The organism is Streptomyces sp. 4N509B, from assembly GCF_052245655.1.
In the GTDB taxonomy this organism is placed as follows: domain Bacteria; phylum Actinomycetota; class Actinomycetes; order Streptomycetales; family Streptomycetaceae; genus Streptomyces.
The window spans coordinates 1-17,548 of sequence record NZ_JBQQBZ010000031.1; the positions used below are offsets into that span (position 1 = coordinate 1).

General features: G+C 73.9%; 13 protein-coding genes. 5 read left to right on the plus strand and 8 right to left on the minus strand.

All coding sequences use genetic code 11. The annotated features are described in order from the left end of the window. The first annotated feature begins 207 nt into the window (after window positions 1-207). Complete coding sequence (locus ACTWP5_RS24300) at window positions 208-3,645, plus strand: phosphodiester glycosidase family protein (RefSeq protein WP_443223225.1); 3,438 nt, start codon at window positions 208-210, stop codon at window positions 3,643-3,645. A 102-nt stretch (window positions 3,646-3,747) separates the two neighbouring features. Here ACTWP5_RS24300 and ACTWP5_RS24305 read toward each other — a convergent pair whose 3' ends face one another. Both ACTWP5_RS24305 and uvrB read right to left on the minus strand, forming a co-directional pair. Beyond that, window positions 3,748-4,332 (minus strand): TerD family protein, encoded by a 585-nt coding sequence (locus ACTWP5_RS24305; RefSeq protein WP_443223226.1) that lies wholly within the window; start codon window positions 4,330-4,332, stop codon window positions 3,748-3,750. A 128-nt stretch (window positions 4,333-4,460) separates the two neighbouring features. Beyond that, entirely contained in the window at window positions 4,461-6,614 is a 2,154-nt protein-coding gene (gene uvrB, locus ACTWP5_RS24310; protein ID WP_443223227.1) for an excinuclease ABC subunit UvrB, read from the minus strand. A 218-nt stretch (window positions 6,615-6,832) separates the two neighbouring features. Between uvrB and ACTWP5_RS24315 the strand changes: the two genes are divergently transcribed. The 3 genes from ACTWP5_RS24315 (at window position 6,833) to ACTWP5_RS24325 (ending at window position 9,343) form a co-directional block, all read left to right on the plus strand. Then, window positions 6,833-7,729, plus strand: coding sequence for a glycerophosphodiester phosphodiesterase (locus ACTWP5_RS24315; protein ID WP_443223228.1), 897 nt, complete (start codon window positions 6,833-6,835; stop codon window positions 7,727-7,729). 135 nt (window positions 7,730-7,864) lie between these two features. Beyond that, complete coding sequence (locus ACTWP5_RS24320) at window positions 7,865-8,410, plus strand: methylated-DNA--[protein]-cysteine S-methyltransferase (RefSeq protein ID WP_443223229.1); 546 nt, start codon at window positions 7,865-7,867, stop codon at window positions 8,408-8,410. 279 nt (window positions 8,411-8,689) lie between these two features. After that, entirely contained in the window at window positions 8,690-9,343 is a 654-nt protein-coding gene (locus ACTWP5_RS24325) for a hypothetical protein (RefSeq protein WP_443223230.1), read from the plus strand. Between the two features lie 257 nt (window positions 9,344-9,600). Here the strand turns inward: ACTWP5_RS24325 and ACTWP5_RS24330 are convergent, their stop codons facing one another. The 5 genes from ACTWP5_RS24330 to ACTWP5_RS24350 all read right to left on the minus strand — a co-directional run bounded on the left by ACTWP5_RS24330 (window position 9,601) and on the right by ACTWP5_RS24350 (window position 15,715). Continuing rightward, a complete protein-coding gene (locus ACTWP5_RS24330; RefSeq protein WP_443223231.1) occupies window positions 9,601-10,338 on the minus strand; it encodes a M23 family metallopeptidase in 738 nt (245 codons plus the stop codon). Between the two features lie 552 nt (window positions 10,339-10,890). Then, entirely contained in the window at window positions 10,891-11,619 is a 729-nt protein-coding gene (locus ACTWP5_RS24335) for a PIG-L deacetylase family protein (protein ID WP_443223285.1), read from the minus strand. Between the two features lie 206 nt (window positions 11,620-11,825). Next, entirely contained in the window at window positions 11,826-12,299 is a 474-nt protein-coding gene (locus tag ACTWP5_RS24340; protein ID WP_443223232.1) for a type II toxin-antitoxin system PemK/MazF family toxin, read from the minus strand. A gap of 366 nt (window positions 12,300-12,665) precedes the next feature. Next, window positions 12,666-14,630: a protein kinase domain-containing protein gene (locus tag ACTWP5_RS24345; protein ID WP_443223233.1), complete on the minus strand. Its 1,965-nt coding sequence runs from the start codon at window positions 14,628-14,630 to the stop codon at window positions 12,666-12,668. A gap of 422 nt (window positions 14,631-15,052) precedes the next feature. Further along, a complete protein-coding gene (locus tag ACTWP5_RS24350; protein WP_443223234.1) occupies window positions 15,053-15,715 on the minus strand; it encodes a uridine kinase in 663 nt (220 codons plus the stop codon). Window positions 15,716-15,828: 113 nt separating this feature from the next. Here ACTWP5_RS24350 and ACTWP5_RS24355 point away from each other — a divergent pair, with 113 nt between their 5' ends. Then, window positions 15,829-17,040, plus strand: a complete 1,212-nt coding sequence (locus ACTWP5_RS24355) for an FUSC family protein (protein ID WP_443223235.1) — start codon at window positions 15,829-15,831, stop codon at window positions 17,038-17,040. A 49-nt stretch (window positions 17,041-17,089) separates the two neighbouring features. On the opposite strand, the gene ACTWP5_RS24360 is transcribed toward ACTWP5_RS24355, so the two are convergent. Next, window positions 17,090-17,521 carry a hypothetical protein gene (locus ACTWP5_RS24360; protein ID WP_443223236.1) on the minus strand — a complete coding sequence of 144 codons (432 nt, stop codon included), beginning with the start codon at window positions 17,519-17,521 and terminating at the stop codon, window positions 17,090-17,092. Window positions 17,522-17,548 lie beyond the last annotated feature (27 nt).

A 17,548-nucleotide genomic window follows, 5' to 3' on the forward strand; every position in this document is an offset into this window, starting at 1 on the left:
CCCCCACCCGCCAGGCGAGTTGTTTTCCGAAAGTTCCCGCTCGCCCTCTGGTGTAGACCGCTCCGCCTTGGAACGCTGAACCGCTGGACGCGCGTCGCACGCGCACTGGTTTTGGCCTTCCGGGGAGTCGCGGTGGCACACGAGGCTGGACGTAGGCAGGGACGACGTCGTACACCCCGGCCGGGTCGAGGGCGGCGGCGCCACCTCGTGGTGGCGGCCGGCCTCGCGGCGCTGACGCTCGCGGGCCCGCCCGCCGTCGCCGCCGCCCCGGCCACGCTCCCCGCGGTGGCGCCCGCGGCGGCCCCCACGGCCCACGCCACGGGCATCGTCGCGGGCGACGGCCTGGAGCTGTCGCGCGCCGAGCTACCCCTGGCCCCCGGAGCGGAGCTGACGAGCTTTCAGCGGCTGGAGTCCGACAAGTGGCTCAGCGCGCACGCGCTGAGCCTGGACCTGACGAGTGAGCTGCGGATCGACTACCTCTCCCCCGAGGCCGTGTCCGCGTCGGCACCCGTCAGCGAGCTCGTCGCCGGACACGACCCGGGTGCCGGTCGCACCACGGTCGCCGCGATCAACGGCGACTTCTTCGACATCAACGGCAGCCAGGCACCACTCGGCTCGGGGCTCGCGGAGGGCGAGCTCGTCCACTCCTCCTCGGAGGGGTACACCGAGGCCGTCGGCATCGGCCCCGACAGCGCCGGCCGCATCCTCGACCTCTACTTCGACGGAACCCTGAGCCTGCCCGACGGCACCACGGAGCTGGCCGGGTACAACGCGGCCCGCCTGCCCGCCGACGGCATCGGCGTCTACACGGCGCAGTGGGGCGAGGCCGACCGGGCCCTACCGGTGGCGGGCGCCCAGGCGGCCACGGAGGTCCTGGTCGAGAACGACGAGGTCACGGCCGTGTCGGAGGCACCGGGCGAGGGCCCGATCCCGGACGACGCCGTCGTGCTGCTCGGCCGGGGCGAGGGCGCCGAGATACTGGCGACCCTGACCGCGGGCGACACCGTCGGCCTGGAGTACGCCCCCCGCGCCGGCGACGGCGGCCCGCTGCCCCGCACCGCCGTCGGCGGGCGCGGCCTGCTGGTGGTGGACGGCGAGCCGCAGGACTGGGAGGGCCGGCCGAACAACGCGACCGCCCCGCGCACCGCGGTCGGCTTCTCGCGGGACGGCCAGGAGATGTACGTGCTGAGCGTGGAGGGCCGCCAGGCCCACTCGGGTGGCGCCACCCTGACCGAGCTGGGGGTGATGATGGCTGCCCTCGGCGCGCACAGCGCCCTGAACCTCGACGGCGGCGGCTCCACGACCCTGCTGGCGCGGGAGCCCGGCGCCGAGCGTCCCGAGGTGGTCGGCCGCCCCTCGGACGGGCAGGAGCGGGCGGTGCCCAACGGGCTGGCCGTCACCGCCCCCGTGGGCAGCGGCGAGGTGACCGGCTACCGCGTCGCCACGGTCGCCGACCCCGTCGTCGCGCCGAGCCTCGACACCGTTCCCGGCGGCCACCCCGACCGGGTCTTCCCCGGTCTGACCCGGCGTCTGGCGGCGTTCGGCCACGACGAGAGCTACGGGCCGGCCGGCCCCCACGGCGGTCAGCCCCGGTGGCGTTCCCGTGACCCGCGCGTCGGCACCGTGGCGGCGGACGGCGCGTTCGGCGTCTTCACCGCCCGCCGCCCCGGCACGGCGACGGTCACCGCCACGCGGCGCGGCGCCGCCGGGGAGCTGGAGCTGACCGTCCTCGGCCCGTTGGAGCGGATCACGCCCACCACCCGCCGGGTCGGGCTCGCCGACCCGGCGGCCACCGCGCGGTTCGGCATCCTCGGCCAGGACGCGGCGGGCGGCTCGGCGCCCATCGAGCCCGGGGACGTCCGGCTCGACTACGACCCCGCCCTGTTCACCGTCACGCCGGACGCGTCGGCGGGCGGGTTCCTCGTGAGAGCCGCCTCGGACGCCGCCTTCGCCTCGGGCACGGTGACCGCCCGCGTCGGCGACGCCTCCACCGTGCTGGCCCTCACCGTCGGGCTGGAGGAGCACCGCGTCGCGGACTTCGACGACGCCGCGTCGTGGACCTTCAGCCACGCCCGTGCCGCGGGCTCGCTCGCGCCCGAGCCGGAGGGCCGGGAGGGCGCGGGGCTGCGGCTGCGCTACGACTTCACCCTGAGCGACGCCACCCGCGCCGCGTACGCCACCCCGCCCGCGGACATCCCGGTCGCCGGGCAGCCGCGGAGCCTCACCCTGTGGCTGTCGGGCGACGGGCACGGCGCCTGGCCCTCGCTCCACCTCCGCGACGCCCGGGGCACCGACCACGTGCTGCGCGGCGACCACGTCACCTGGCAGGGCTGGCGGCAGCTCACCTTCCGGGTGCCGGAGGGGGTGACGTATCCGGTGACCGTCCACCGCTTCTACCTCGCGGAGACCCGGCCGGACACCCAGTACGTGGGAGAGGTCGTCATCGACGAACTGGCGGCCCTGACCCCTCCGGACGTGACGCTGCCGCCGGAGCCGGTGGTGGCCGACCCGCTGATCGACACGGCGGCGGACGTCGCCGGCAGGGACTGGCGGTTCGCGGTGGTCTCGGACGCGCAGTTCGTGGCGCGGGCGCCGGACAGCGAGATCGTGCGGGCCGCGCGGCGCACGCTGCGGGAGGTGCGGGCCGCCGACCCCGACTTCGTGGTGGTCAACGGCGACTGGGTGGACGAGGGGACGCCCGCGGACCTGGCGTTCGCCCGCCGGGTGATCGAGGAGGAGCTCAGCGACGCCGTGCCCTGGTCCTACGTGCCGGGCAACCACGAGGTCATGGGCGGGTCGATCGCCGGGTTCGAGGCCGAGTTCGGTCCTGCCCGCCTGACGTTCGACCACCGGGGAACCCGTTTCGTCACGCTGGACACCTCCTCGTTGACGGTCCGTGGCGGCGGCTTCGCGCAGTGGCTGGAGCTGCGGGCGCAGCTGGACGCGGCGGCCTCGGACCCGTCGGTGGGCTCGGTGATGGTGATGGCGCACGTGCCGCCGCGCGACACGACCGCGCAGCCGGCGAGCCAGCTCACCGACCGCATGGAGGCGGACCTGCTGGAGGACTGGCTGGCCGACTTCCGCCGCGAGACGGGGAAGGGCGCGGCGTTCGTCGGCGCCCACGTGGGGGTCTTCGACGCCTACCACCTGGCGGGCGTGCCGTACCTCGTCAACGGGAACGCGGGCAAGGCTCCGTCGGCCGCGCCGGAGGAGGGTGGCTTCAGCGGCTGGTCCCTGATCGGCGTCGACGAGGTCTCGCGCGCCGAGCAGGAGGCGGCGCGGCGGGCCCCGCACCGGGTGCTGCCCGACTGGCTGTCGGTGCAGACCCGGCCGCACGTGGACGAGCTGACGCTCGCCGCACCGGGCGCGCTGGGGGTGGGCGAGTCGGCGACGGCCGGGGCGACGCTGCTCCAGCGGGGCTCGGCCGGGGCACGCGAGGTGCCGGTGACGTTCCCGGTGAGCGCGGACTGGGGCGGCTCGCGAGGGCTGTTCGTCGGGTCCGCCGAGGACGCCGGCCGGCGGCACGTCGCCGCGTTCGACCCGGCGACGGGCACGCTGACCGGGCTGCGCGAGGGCCGGGTCACGTTGACGGTGGAGGTCAGCGGGGTGGAACGGCACACGACGGTGACCGTCGGCCGCGGCTGAGGACCCCGCGCGGGGGCAGGCGCGGCAGCGGGCGGACCGGCGCGCCGGACCCGGCGACGGCCGGCCGCGCGGCACCGGCGGGGCCGTGCGCGGACCGGGTGCTCAGAGGTGGGTGATGATCGCGGGCAGCAGCTCCTTGAAGGTCTCGCCGCTGGCGGGGACCCCGATGGCCGTCATCCGCCAGCCGGAGCCCTCGCGGCTCATCTTCGCCATGATCCGCGCCGTGTCCGGGCTGCCGCCGGCCAGGGTGAACCGGGCCAGCTCCCGGCCGGTGCGCTCGTCGACGACCCGGCAGAAGGCACTCTCGACCTGGGCGAAGGTCTGACCGGTGAAGGAGTTCACCGTGAAGACGATCTGGTCGATCCGCGACGGCACCTCCGAGAGGCTCACGACGATCGACTCGCCGTTCTCCCTGCCCCGGCCGTCCGCGAAGTCGTCCCCGGAGTGGACGACGGAGCCGTCGTCGCTGCTCAGCTTGCTGACGTAGACGACGTCGGTGGCCTCCCGGCCCGCGAACAGGACGGCCGAGGCGTCGAGGTCGACCTCGTCGGCCCCGGGAGCGGAGCGGAAGAAGCCCCGGGAGGGCCGCGCCACCCGCCAGCCGAGGCTCACCCGCACGGCGGCGGGGGCGCCTCCGCCCGGCTTCTCCAGGCTGATCGCCCCTCCCGTGGACAGGGTGACGCTCATCGCGCGGCTCCTCCAGCTGACGTCGGTGTCGGGTGCCCCTCCCAGGCCCCCTGCTCACTACCGCGGCGTGTCAAGCGGGCGTTGTCGCGTCCTTAACGCCTCCGTGGGGCACCCGGGGCCCGGTCCCCTCAGCTCAGCCCGATCTCCCGCAGCTGCCGCAGCTCCTTCTTCAGGTCCGACACCTGGTCGCGCAGGCGCGCGGCCACCTCGAACTGGAGCTCCGCCGCGGCGGCCCGCATCCGCCCGGTGAGCTCCTCGATCGTCTCGGCGAGCTCGGCGACGGGCCGGTCGGTGGGCTCCTTCCGCTCCCCGCGCGCCGCCCCCGTGGCCTTCCCCGCCGCCCCGGCGGCCCGGTCCACGCCGCCGGCGCCGCTGGGCACGGGCGTCCTCCGCTTGGCCGCCTCGTCCCGCTGGCGGTATCCGGTCTCCAGCAGCTGCTGGGTGTCGACGTCCTCGCGGGCGATGCTCGCCACGATGTCGTTGATCCGCTTGCGCAGGGGCTGCGGGTCGATGCCGTGGGCCTCGTTGTACGCCACCTGCTTGGCGCGCCGGCGGTTGGTCTCCTCGATGGCCTTCGCCATGGCCGGGGTGACGCGGTCGGCGTACATGTGGACCTGCCCGGAGACGTTCCGCGCGGCACGGCCGATCGTCTGGATCAGCGCGGTGCCGGACCTGAGGAACCCCTCCTTGTCGGCGTCGAGGATCGCGACCAGCGACACCTCCGGCAGGTCCAGCCCCTCCCGCAGCAGGTTGATCCCGACCAGCACGTCGAACTCGCCGCTGCGCAGCTCCCGCAGCAGCTCCACGCGGCGGAGGGTGTCCACGTCGCTGTGGAGATACCGGACGCGGATGCCGAGCTCCAGGAAGTAGTCCGTGAGGTCCTCGGCCATCTTCTTGGTGAGGGTGGTGACCAGGACCCGCTCGTCCCGCTCGACCCGCTCGCGGATCTCGTGCACGAGGTCGTCGATCTGGCCCTCGGTGGGCTTGACGACGACCTCCGGGTCGACCAGCCCCGTGGGCCGGATGATCTGCTCCACCACGCCGTCGCCCCGGGAGAGCTCGTAGGAGCCGGGGGTGGCCGACAGGTAGACGGTCTGGCCGATCCGCTCCAGGAACTCCTCCCACTTCAGCGGACGGTTGTCCAGGGCGGAGGGGAGCCGGAAGCCGTGGTCCACCAGGGTGCGCTTGCGGGAGGCGTCGCCCTCGTACATCGCGCCGATCTGGGGGACGGTGTTGTGCGACTCGTCGATGACCAGCAGGAAGTCGTCCGGGAAGTAGTCCAGGAGGGTGTGCGGCGGGGAGCCGGTCTCGCGGCCGTCGATGTGGAGGGAGTAGTTCTCGATGCCGGAGCAGGTGCCGATCTGGCGCATCATCTCGATGTCGTACGTGGTACGCATGCGCAGGCGCTGCGCCTCCAGCAGGCTCCCCTGCCGCTCCAGCTCACCGAGCCGCCCTGCGAGCTCCGCCTCGATGCCGGCGATCGCCCGCTCCATGCGCTCGGGGCCGGCCACGTAGTGAGAGGCGGGGAAGACGTAGAGGTGGTCGTCGGTGGTGATGACCTCGCCGGTGAGGGGGTGGAGCGTGGAGAGCGCCTCGATCTCGTCACCGAACATCTCGATGCGGACGGCCAGCTCCTCGTAGACCGGGAAGATCTCGATGGTGTCCCCGCGCACCCGGAAGGTGCCGCGGGTGAACGCCACGTCGTTGCGCGTGTACTGGATGTCGACGAATCGACGCAGCAGGGCGTCACGGTCGATCTCCTGCCCGACCCGCAGCGGCACCATGCGGTCGACGTACTCCTGGGGGGTGCCCAGGCCGTAGATGCAGGAGACGGAGGCGACGACCACCACGTCCCGCCGCGTGAGCAGGGAGTTCGTCGCGCTGTGGCGCAGCCGCTCGACCTCCTCGTTGATCGAGGAGTCCTTCTCGATGTAGGTGTCCGTCTGGGGGACGTACGCCTCCGGCTGGTAGTAGTCGTAGTACGAGACGAAGTACTCGACGGCGTTGTGCGGGAGCAGCTCGCGGAACTCGTTCGCCAGCTGGGCGGCGAGGGTCTTGTTCGGCGCGATGACCAGGGTGGGGCGCTGGAGACGCTCGATCATCCAGGCCGTGGTGGCCGACTTGCCGGTGCCGGTCGCGCCGAGCAGGACGACGTCCTTCTCTCCCCCGGTGATGCGCTGCTCCAGCTCGGCGATGGCCGTGGGCTGGTCACCGCTGGGCTGGTACTCGCTGACGACCTCGAAGGGCGCCACCGTGCGTTCGATCTCTGAAACGGGCCGCATGGTCCCCACGGTACGACCTGCCACTGACAGCGCGACCAGCAGCGCCTGAGGGCGGCCCGGGGACGGCAGTCAGGGGGCGAGAGGGTCGGGGAGCGGCCGGGCACGCGGTGTTCACCCCCTCGCAGTCCGGACCTGTCGAACGAGTGTCTGTCCGTTCCCTCGTCTGGGGAGGCTCGCGGTGTCCCGCTTCCGCACCGCGAGAGACGAGGAGTCCCCCCATGCCGATCCACCTCGCCAGGACCGTGACCGTCGCCGGCCTCACCGCCACCGTCCTCCTCAGCCCCGTCGCCGCCCGGACCGCGCTGGCGGCACCGGGGGCGACACCGCCGGCCGCCGTCGACGCGCCGGTGATCATCGCCCATCGGGGCGCCTCCGGCTACGCGCCGGAGAACACGCTGGCCGCGGCCGAGGCCGCCGCCCGCCTCGACACCGCGTGGGTCGAGACCGACGTCCAGCGCACCGCCGACGGGGCGCTGGTGCTGATGCACGACACGACGCTGGCGCGCACGACGAACGTCGAGGAGGTCTTCCCCGACCGCGCGCCGTGGAACGTGTCCGACTTCACGGCCGAGGAGATCGAGGGCCTGGAGGCGGGCAGCTGGTTCGGCGAGGAGTTCGCGGGCGAGCCGGTGCCCACGCTCGGTGACTTCCTCGCCGAGCTGGCGGAGAACGGCCAGCGGCTGCTGCTGGAGCTCAAGCAGCCGCAGCTGTATCCGGGGATCGAGGCGGAGGTGCTGGCCGAGCTGGCCGCCGAGGGGTGGCTCGACGAGGAGACGCCGGGCGAGCGGCTGGTCGTCCAGAGCTTCAGCGCGGACTCGGTCCGCACCGTGCACGAGCTGGCGCCGGCGGTGAAGACGGGCTTCCTGGGGACGCCGGCGGAGTCGGAACTGGCCGCCTACGCGTCGTTCACCGACCAGGTGAACCCCACCCACGGCGACCTCACGGCCGACTACGTTCGCCGCGTACAGGCGCTGACCGGTCCGCACGGTGAGCCGATGGAGGTGAGCACCTGGACGGTCAACGACGCCGAGACGGCGGTCGAGGTGGCGGGTTACGGCGTGGACGGCATCATCACCAACTTTCCCGACGTGGTGCGCGAGGCCGTCGGCGGCTGACCGACCCCGGACCGAGGGCTGGCAGACGGCCGATCCGCGACCGGTCGACGGCTGATCCGCGAGCGACCGACGACCGACGCCGTGCGGCCCGGAGGACGTCGGCCGGCTGTCAGTGACCGGCCGTAGTCTCACCTCATGCGTCTCATGCACGGCACCACCCACGCCTGGACGGTGCGGGACACCCCGATCGGACCGCTGCTGCTGGCCGCCACCGGGCGGGGGCTGGTCAGCGTCGTCTTCCACGCCGACGAGCGAACGGCGCGCCGGGCGGTCGCGCGGCTGGACGCCGCGTTGCCGCCCGGTCGCCCCGCGGACGCCGAGGCGGTGCTGGCGGGTGCGGCCATGGAGGTGGACGCGTACTTCAGGGAGGAGCTGCGCGCGTTCACCACCGCGCTGGACTGGTCGTTGGTGACCGGCTTCACCGAGCGGGCGCTGCGCGAGCTGGCCGCCTCGGTGCCCTTCGGCTCCGTGGTGGGGTACGGGGAGCTGGCCGAGCGGGTCGGCGAGCCGGACGCGGCACGGGCGGTCGGCGCGGCGATGGGAGCCAACCCGCTGCCGGTCGTCGTGCCCTGCCACCGGGTGGTCGCGGCCGGTGGCGAGATAGGTGGTTTCGGCGGTGGGCTGCCGACGAAGCGGGCGCTGCTCGCGCTGGAGGGCGTGCTGCCCGAGCCGCTCTTCTGACGTGCGTGACGGGGGCGGGGGTGGCGTGTGTCGCCGGCCGGGCGCCCGGGCGCGTCTGGCGCGGGTGGTCTGTCGCACGGGGGCCCTGTCGCACGACTGGTCGCACGAGGATCGCCATACCGCGTGCCTGGCGACTTCTGGCCGTTCCGGCGGCCGAAAACGTATGACCGACGGCTCGGCCGGGCATCAGCCATGCGACGCGTTTCCTCCCCCACCCCCTCGTTCTCCCGCCCCTTCCCCCTGCGCCTCCCACGCCCGCACTGCCACGCCCGGAGGGCGATGATGCCGATCCCCCAACAGCGGCACCAGGACCGGACAGCGATCACCTATCTCTCACTCGACACCCTGCGGGCGCGCGGCTGGACGCCGTTCCTGGTGCGCGCCTTCCTCGGCGCGCCGGACCGCACGGCCCCCGTCGAGCTCTACCTGTCCTCCCGGGTGCGGGAGGTCGAGCGGCGAGCGGACTTCGTGGCCGCTCGCGACGTACGGCGGCGCCGGGCCGAGGCGCTGCGGGACTCCACTGCCAGACGTCGGGAGCAGGCGCTGGAGGCCATCAGGACCGTGGCGCTGGAGCTGCCGCGGCTGCGCCCGGCGGAGCTCGCCCGCCGGGCGGTGGAGCACCGCAACGTCCGGGACGCCGAACGCGCCGCGTTGTCCTGGGGGCACCGGCCGCGGCCGGTCACGGTGGAGTCGGCCTTCCCCGGGGAGCTCGTCCGCTGGCAGGTGGTGTACCTGCGGGACACCCTGCTCGGTCACCGCGTGCTGTTGGAGGCGCTGCCGCGTGGCGAGAGCCGGGAGGAGGGCGAACGACTGCTCACGGATCGCATGCTCTCCGCCATCGCCGCCGCCTACCCACAGCTGGAGCCGGAGTGTCACCGGCAGCTCTCGGCCGCCCGGGGCGGCGGTGCCGGAGCCACGGCGCACGCCGCCTGACCCCCCGACCGCCGGCCGCGCCCGGCCCTGAGCTCAGGGCTCGTGACCCGGAAGCCGGAGTCCGGAGCTCGGGGCTCGGGGCTCGGGGCTCGGGGCTCGGAGCTCGGAGCTCGGAGCTCGGGACGAACGAACACCGCCCCGCGCCGGCGCGGGGCCGACGCGGGGCGGTGTGGGGCACGACGGGGGCGGCGGGGACGGCGGGGACGCCGCCAGGGCCGCTCCGGGCCCTGGCGGGCGGGTCCTCCCGGCCGGTTGCGTCAGAGCGAGACGTTCTTGCCGCTGAGGAACGCCACCGGGTCCACCGCGCTGCCGTAGTCCGGCGTGGTCCGGATCTCGAAGTGCAGGTGCGGGCCGGTGCTGTTGCCGGTGTTACCCGAGAGGGCGACCTTCTCACCGGTGGCGACCTTCTCGCCGACGCTCACGCCGACGCTGGACAGGTGGGCGTACTGGGAGTACACGCCGTCCTCGTGCTTGATGACCACGGCGTTGCCGTAGGCGGAGCCGTCACCGGCTCCCCAGGAGCCGGCCTTCACGACGGTGCCGCCGTGCACGGCCCGGACGTCGGTGCCGCTGGGGACGGCGAAGTCCTGGCCGCTGTGGCTGGAGGTCCAGCGGTCGCCGCTGTTGCCGTAGGTCGCGGAGAGCACGTAGTCGCCCGAGGAGATGGGAGCCACCCAGGACCTGGCCTTGGCCTGCTCGGCCTCCTTGGCCTCCTCGGCCTTCGCCTTGGCCTCCTGCTTCTCGGCCTTGGCGGCGTCGACCGCGGCGAGCTGCGTGTCGGCCTGGCTCTGGGTGGAGTCGGCGAGCACGGCGGCGGTGCGCGAGGCGAACAGGTCGGTGGTCCCGGCGTCGACGGCGCTGGAGGCGGCGGCCGTGGCCACACCGCTGGTCGCCAGGACCGCGGACGCGCAGACCCCGACCGTCACGGCGGCGGCGCGGGTACGCAGCCGGGAGCGGAGAACGGTACGGGCGCGGTTCGTGGTGGTCTTCGACATGTGGGGGGCTACCTCACCTTTTCGGGGGAATTGCTCCTCCTTGGTAACCGACCCATTCGGGGACATCAAGACAGCCCATTACTAAGCCATCTCGTAGCCAGAAAGAGGGAAAAAGGTCCCTTGTCAGCCCTCGCGACACACGCCTCGCCAGGCCGAAGCTCCCGACCAGAGCCCGTTAACCCGCTTCCCACCTCGTCTGGCCTGCCGTTTCGCCGGAGAGGAGGAAGACCGTCCCCGAGTTCCGACGTTTTTCCCGGCGCTACGGACCGAAAGTCCCGACCTTAGGTCCCGCTTCTCTCCTACGCCGCCTCGTAGGCCGCCGTGTGGGCGTGACAGGCCTCACGATAAACCGCCACAAAACATCCAGAGAGCGTGCGGAGCCCGTCGGAGAAACCCGGAACGACACCGCGGACGAACACCCGGACAAGTGGCTTGAGGAAGTGTCCCGGGGAGCGGCCGGAGGAATGCCCGGGAACGCCCCGGGCAGCCCGGTGGGGGCAGGGGCCGGGCAGCGCGGGGCGGGGCGGGACGGGACGGGGCTCGGCCAGGGGTTCAGCGAGGAAAGAGTTCGAAGGGCACGCAGGGCCGGCCCTCGAAACGGTCGGCCGCGTGCCCTGCGAGCTGACCGAGCAGTTCCTGGGCGTAGGCGACGGGCTCCGCGTCACTGAGCGCGGCGATGTAGGCACGGTGCTCGGCCAGCGAGCGCACGGCCCGCTCCTGGGAGCTCTCGCTGACCGCCTGCGCGTGGGTCGACTCCGGCGAGGCCGCCACCGCCACCCACCGCACCCCGTCCCAGGGCCGCAGGCCGCCGTCCGCGCTCCCCTCCATCAGCTGCTCGGGGAAGATCCACCGGTTGCCCGCGTCACCGGCGGCGTCGATCACCGCGCGCCCGACCGCCCGGTGGTCCGGGGTGTTCCACATCCGGCCACCCCAGGTGTCGCGGTGGTTGATGGTGACCAGCAGCTCGGGCTGGTGACGCCGGATGGCCCTGGTCAGGTCGCGGCGCAGCGCGACGCCCTCCTCGATCACACCGTCCCGGTGGTCGAGGAACTCCACCGCGTCCACCCCCACGACCGCCGCGCTGGCGCGCTGCTCGGCCTCACGGACCCCTGCCGCCTCCTCGGGCGGCATCCCGTCGATGCCCGCCTCACCCCGCGTGACCAGCAGGTAGGCCACCTCACGGCCGGCGTCGGTCCACTCGGCGATCGCCGCTGCCGCCCCGTACTCCAGGTCGTCCGGGTGCGCCACGATGGCCAGTGCCCGCCGCCAGTCCAGCGGCATCGCCGCCAGGCTCTCCGCTCGCGTCTCGTGTCCGTCCGCCACCGCACGCCTCCTCGTCTCTCGTCGTTCCCCGCCGCGACCCCGGGTCGGCGGGGCTGGGCGCCCGCGGGCCGGGTGCCGCGGGCGGCCACCACCGTGCGGGACCCGGACCCGGACCCGGACGCCGGCCCGTGGTGGTCCGGTCTGCTCACCGCTCCGGTCTGCTCTCAGCGCCAGCCGTGACGGCGCTGAAGGGTGTGCACCACCCGGTTGAACCGCGCCCTGTCGAGCGCGCACGCCTCGCGCCGCATCCCCGCCGGATGCACTCGCAGCACCCTCTCCAGGTGAACCCAGGAGTCTCGGCCCGACCGGTCCCACGGGCCCGAGCCCAGCGGCAGCCACTCGTCGTCGTGGTCACGGACCCTGCTGGAGAGCTGCACGGCCAGCAGGGTGTCGCGCGCCTCCTCTCGGGCGACCACCAGCACCGGCCGGTCCTTGCCACGCCCGTCGTTCTCCTCGTACGGCACCCACGTCCACACGATCTCCCCCGGGTCGGGATCGCCGTCCGGCTCGGGCGCGTACTCGGTGCGGACCCGCCCGACCTCCCGGGGGAATACCTCGACCGTGGCGCTCGGCCCCCGGCGCCCGGGTATCTCGCTGTCGGCTGTGGTGTCGGGCCCGCCCAGGTCCTGTGTGGTCATGCGCCCACACGCTAGTACGTTGCCCCGCGGGGGAGGCACGGTGGTCGACGAAACGGCGCCAGCGCGGGTCGTGGCCTCACCCGGACGGCTGGCGCCGCCCGCCGCCCGCCGCCCGGTCCGTGCCGTGCGCGGCCGAGGACGAGCAGCCGGCGCGCGCCGCGTACCCCCACGCCCTGGCGGAGGGCCGCGACGACGAGCAGCTGGCGCCACTGCTGTGCGCGGTGTCACCGGGCAGCTGGAAGTCGCCGAGGCCGCGCGCGTCTCGAACAGGAACAACGCCTCTTCCGAGTGCGGACCGCGCGGGGCTCGGGCCGCGCGGGGCGTGAGGCGAACACGCGGGCCGCCGCACCGCCCCCTCCCCGGCCGTCAGACGGCGCGGCGCTCGTTCTGGAGAGCGCTGAGCCGGCGAACGTACCGGCCGGCGAGGACGACCGACGGCACGACCAGCAGCTGCAGGACGAGGTTGATCCAGGTCAGCGGCCCGAACTCGTACCAGTAGTCGTACTCGTAGTCCTCACACCACTCGTTCAGATCGTCCCAGTCCAGGCAGGCGGAGTCGTCCTGGAAGTCGAGCGTCTCCACCCAGGGGAACCAGAAGAGCGGCCAGGTCACGAACGTGACCAGCCAGGCGTACCACCAGGCGTGGAGCGCGCCCGCGGGAGCCATCCCCCCGGCCCTTCCCGGCGGGCTGGAGGCGTGCCAGACGTCGTTGGCGATCTGCTTGGGGAGGAAGAGATTCCCCACGGGGACGAACCACCCGAGCACCGCCATGCGCGGCGCGTACCTGAGCCTGCCCGGCGAGAACTCCTCCGCGACGGCGCGGACGCGGGCGAACCACACGAGCCAGCACACCACCAGGCCGACGGCCGAGGCGCACTGAACGCCCATCAGGACGTACGCGGGAACGCTCTCCCGCTGCATCGTCAGGTCGTCGGGATCGTCGGCGTAGTCGCCCATGCCGCTGACGGCGACGAACTGGTGGACGACGGTCAGGACGGCGACCAGGCCGAAGAGGGCGAGGGCCCAGTAGACCGCGTCGCGACGGCCGTCGCCCGGCGGCCGGCCCTGTGCGCGGCGGCGTTCGTCCACCAGCCGGGGCCCCGACCGCTCGGGCGGCCCGCTCCCGGCCGACGGCGACGTCGTGTGCTCCCCGGACCCACCGGACGCGCCCGCCCCGGAACAGCCGGACGCGTCGGCACCGTCGGATCCGGTGGTGGCGGACGACACCGTCAGCCGGGCCGTCGCCGGGTGGGCCGGGGCGGTGGGCGCCTGCGCGAGCTGTGCCGCCTCCGCGGTCTCCGGGGTCTCCGCGGTCTCCGCGGTCTCCGCGACGCGCCCGGTCTCCGCGGTCTCCGCGACCCGCCCGGCCTCCGCGTCTTCCCTGTCCTCCCCGCCCTCCCCGTTCACCGGCGCGGCCACCCGGGTCCGCGGGTCCTCCTGGTCCAGGAGCCGTACCGCGTCCTCCGCCAGTCGGGCCAACGCCTCCTGCGGCAGCCACGACCTCAGCGAGCGGTACTGCGTCTCCTCCCGGTCCCGCAGCTCGGCGAGGGTCGGACGGTCGGCCGGATCCTTGGCCAGGCAGTCCCTGACCAGCCCCAGCAGGGGCTCCGGCACGCCGGTGAGGTCGGGCGGCTCGTTGACCACGCGGTACATCACGGCGTGGATCTGGCCCTCGGGCGTGTCGAACGGCAGCCGCCCGGCGGCGGCGAACGCCAGCACCGCGCCCAGCGAGAAGATGTCGCTGGCCTCGGTGAGCCGTTCGCCGCGTATCTGCTCCGGTGACATGAACCCGGGCGAGCCGATCACCGACCCGGTCGTCGTGAGCCCGCTGGCGGTCGAGGCGTCGAGGGCGCGCACGATGCCGAAATCGATCACCTTGGGCCCGTCGACGGTCACCATCACGTTCGACGGCTTCAGGTCGCGGTGGATGAGCCCGGCGCCGTGGATGGCGCCGAGCGCCTGGCACAGGCCGGAGGCCAGGCCGCGCAGGGAGTACTCGGGCAGCGGGCCGTGCTGCTCGGCCACCACCCGGTGCAGGGTCGGGCCGGCGATGTACGCCGTGGCCACCCAGGGCAGCTCCGCGTCGGGGTCGGCGTCCAGCACCGCGGCCGTCCACGTCCCGCCGACGCGTCGGGCCGCCGCGGACTCCTGGGCGAAGCGGTGGCGGAAGCCGGGGGCGGTGACCAACTCGGCCCGGATCGTCTTCACCGCCACCATGCGGCCACGCGGCGACCGGGCCAGGTACACCACACCCATGCCCCCCTGCGCGAGCCTGCCGATGAGTCGGTAGTCGGCGATCCGATCAGGATCCTGGTCCTGCAAGGGCTTCACTGCCGTCGGTCCCCCTCCTGCGTGTCACGTACGACGGGTCAGCCTAGCCACCTCCGAACTCCGTCCGTGACATCGGGAGTTGGCAGGCGCGAACGGGGAGCCGGCCCGCCGAGGGGCTGACGGGGGGAGCCCGTGCCGCAACAACGCTCGCGGCGTGCTCCGAGACTGTCGGATCGAGCACCGCACGTGGTGACGCCGGCGCAGTCTGATCATCCGCCCCAGGATGCGACGCGTCCTCGGCGAACTGTTTCCCAACCCGCTGACGGGTCTGGCGAGCCTGGGCGGCATCGCGCCTCTGGTCTCCACCGTCCTCAACACGGTGCTCGCGACCCTCCCGTGAACACCGCTGGCGGCTGGCCGTCTCCCCCCGAGCGGCCACTGTCCCCCACCGGTCCGCTCGAACCGCGACGAGACGGCCGCTCTCAGCCCTCGCCGTTCCAGGCCGGCCGCCGGGGGTCGTCGGCCCGCACCACGACGTCGGCGTGCTCGGCGGGCCGCACCTCGTCCTCGTAGCGGGCGAAGGCGGGCAGCGTCCACCGCTCGTCGGGGTCGGTGCGACGGGCGAGGGCGGAGGAGCCGAGGCTCACGTGGACGGCGAGGTCGGCCGGGAAGCCGTGGCCGAGCAGCAGGGCGCCGTGGAGCACGAGCACCCCGCCGGGGGGCAGGAGCACGGGTGCGCTGCGGGTGGCGCGGTCCCGGTCGGGGTCCCACAGGTCCGGCAGCACGCGGCCGGTGCCGCCGGGCTCCAGGGGGCCGACGACCTCCCGCCACAGGGCGCCGGTGTCGAGCCAGTGGTCGTAGTACGCGTCGGGGTCGTTCCTGCCGTACTCGTAACGCAGCGAGGCCGCGCGCCAGAAGCCCTCGGCGGCGACGGTGACGGCGGCGCGGCCCCGGAGCCGGAGCGCGTCGGTGAGCGCGGCGGCGAGGTGCCCCGGCCGTGCGGCGGGGGCGCCGTCGACGAGTACGCGTCGCCACCCGTCCGCAGAGCCAGAACCCGAGCCGGCGCCAGCACCGGCACCGGCTCGGGTGACGCGCTCGGCGAGCGCGTCGGCCAGTCGGTCCCAGGTGATCGCCGTGAGCCGCATGCTCCCATCATTCCGCGTGCCCCGCCCGCCCCCACCGGCACCGCCCGCGGCCACCCCCGGCACCCATCGCAGAGATTCACAAAAATGAGCAATTCGGCCGATACCATCGGAGTGTGCCGGACGTACCAGAACAGGTAATCGACCTTGCCAAGCGCAGCGCCGAGCCCGTCGTGGCCCAGGTGCTCCGCTCGACGACCGCCGCGACCCTCGCGTACATCGTCGCGCTGTGGCTGACCGACGTCCCGGCCCCCCTCCTCGCCCCGCTCACCGCGCTCCTCGTCGTACAGGTCACCCTCTTCGCCACGCTCACCAGCGGCGTCCGGCGGGTGAACTCCGTGGTGGCCGGAGTGGTGTTGGCCTCCGCGTTCAGCACACTCGTGGGCCTGAGCTGGTGGAGCCTCGGCCTGCTGATCCTCTTCTCGCTGGGTCTGGGACACCTCGTGCGGGTGGGCGAGTTCGTGCCCGAGGTGGCGATCAGCGCCATGCTGGTGCTCGGTGTCACCCAGGTGACGGACACGGCTCTGGACCGGGTGCTGGAGACGCTCATCGGCGCGGTGGTGGGGCTGGTCTTCAACGTGGTCTTCGTGCCGCCGGTGTGGGTCCGCCCGGCCGGGCAGGACATCGAGGACCAGGCCAGACGGATGCGGGAGCTGATGCTCCAGCTCGGCGAACAGGCCGACGAGCGGCACACCCCCGTGGCGCGCGCCACGGCCAAGCTGCGCCAGGCGCGCCGGCTGGACCAGGACGTCGCGCAGGTCGACGCCTCCCTCTCGCAGGCCGAGGAGAGCCTGCGGCTCAACCCGCGCGTGAAGGAGGGCGTCCTCACCCGCATCGTCATGCGCACCGGCCTGGACACCCTGGAGGTATGTTCGGTGCTGCTGCGCACGGTCTCGCGCACCCTGGCCGACCTCGCCTCGCACCGCTCGGGCACCGACGAGCCGCTCTTCCCGCCGGAGGTGGCCCACGAGCTGCGCGGTCTCTTCACCCTGCTGGGCAACGCCATCGCCAGCTTCGCCTCCCTGATCACGAGCCAGGTCACCGCCAACGCCGAGGACGCCGAGGCGCGGCTCGCCACCGAACTGGAGGAGAGCCGTGCCAGCAGGGAGCGGGTCGCGCGGATGCTGTTGGAGCGGGTCCAGGCCCATCCGCGGCAGTGGCAGCTCCACGGCGCCCTGCTGGTGGCGATCGACCGGCTGCTCGACGAACTCGACGTGGAGAACCGCTCGCTCCACCTCGCCAACGAGCTCGACCGCTACTCGCGGGAGCGCAGCGACCGGCCCCGGCGGTGGAAGGGACTGCGACGCCTCTTCGCCCCGGCACACTGACCGGGCCGCACTGACCGGGCCGCACCGACCGTGCCGCGCTGACCGCGCGTCAGAGGGTGATGTTGCCCTGGATGTCCCTGGCCTGGATCACCGTGCCGGAGATCTGGGCGCCGTGGGCGACGGTGTTGTGCACCGTGTCCCGGTTGGTGGTCGTCTGGAGAGCGCCCTGGTGCTCCTGCGCCCACTGGCGGAGCGCCGCCGCGAAGTCCTCGTCGGCGCGGGCGCGGTCCTCGATCCGGGCGACCAGCACCCGCGGGTCCTCGGACGCGGCCTCGGGTGTGGGCGCGGTCGCCGTGTCGTCCGCGACGCCGTCGGCGGTGTCGGCGGTGTCATCCCCGGTGTCCGTGTCGGCGTCGGGCGCCGAACGGCCCGTGGCGCGGCGGAAGAGGGAGACCAACGACTCCCACGCGGTGCCACCGGCCCCGTTCGCGGCGCCGCCGGCCGCCGCGGTGGCCAGGGCAATGGCGGTGTCAACGTCCATGGACACACCGTAGTGCGGGCGCCGTGT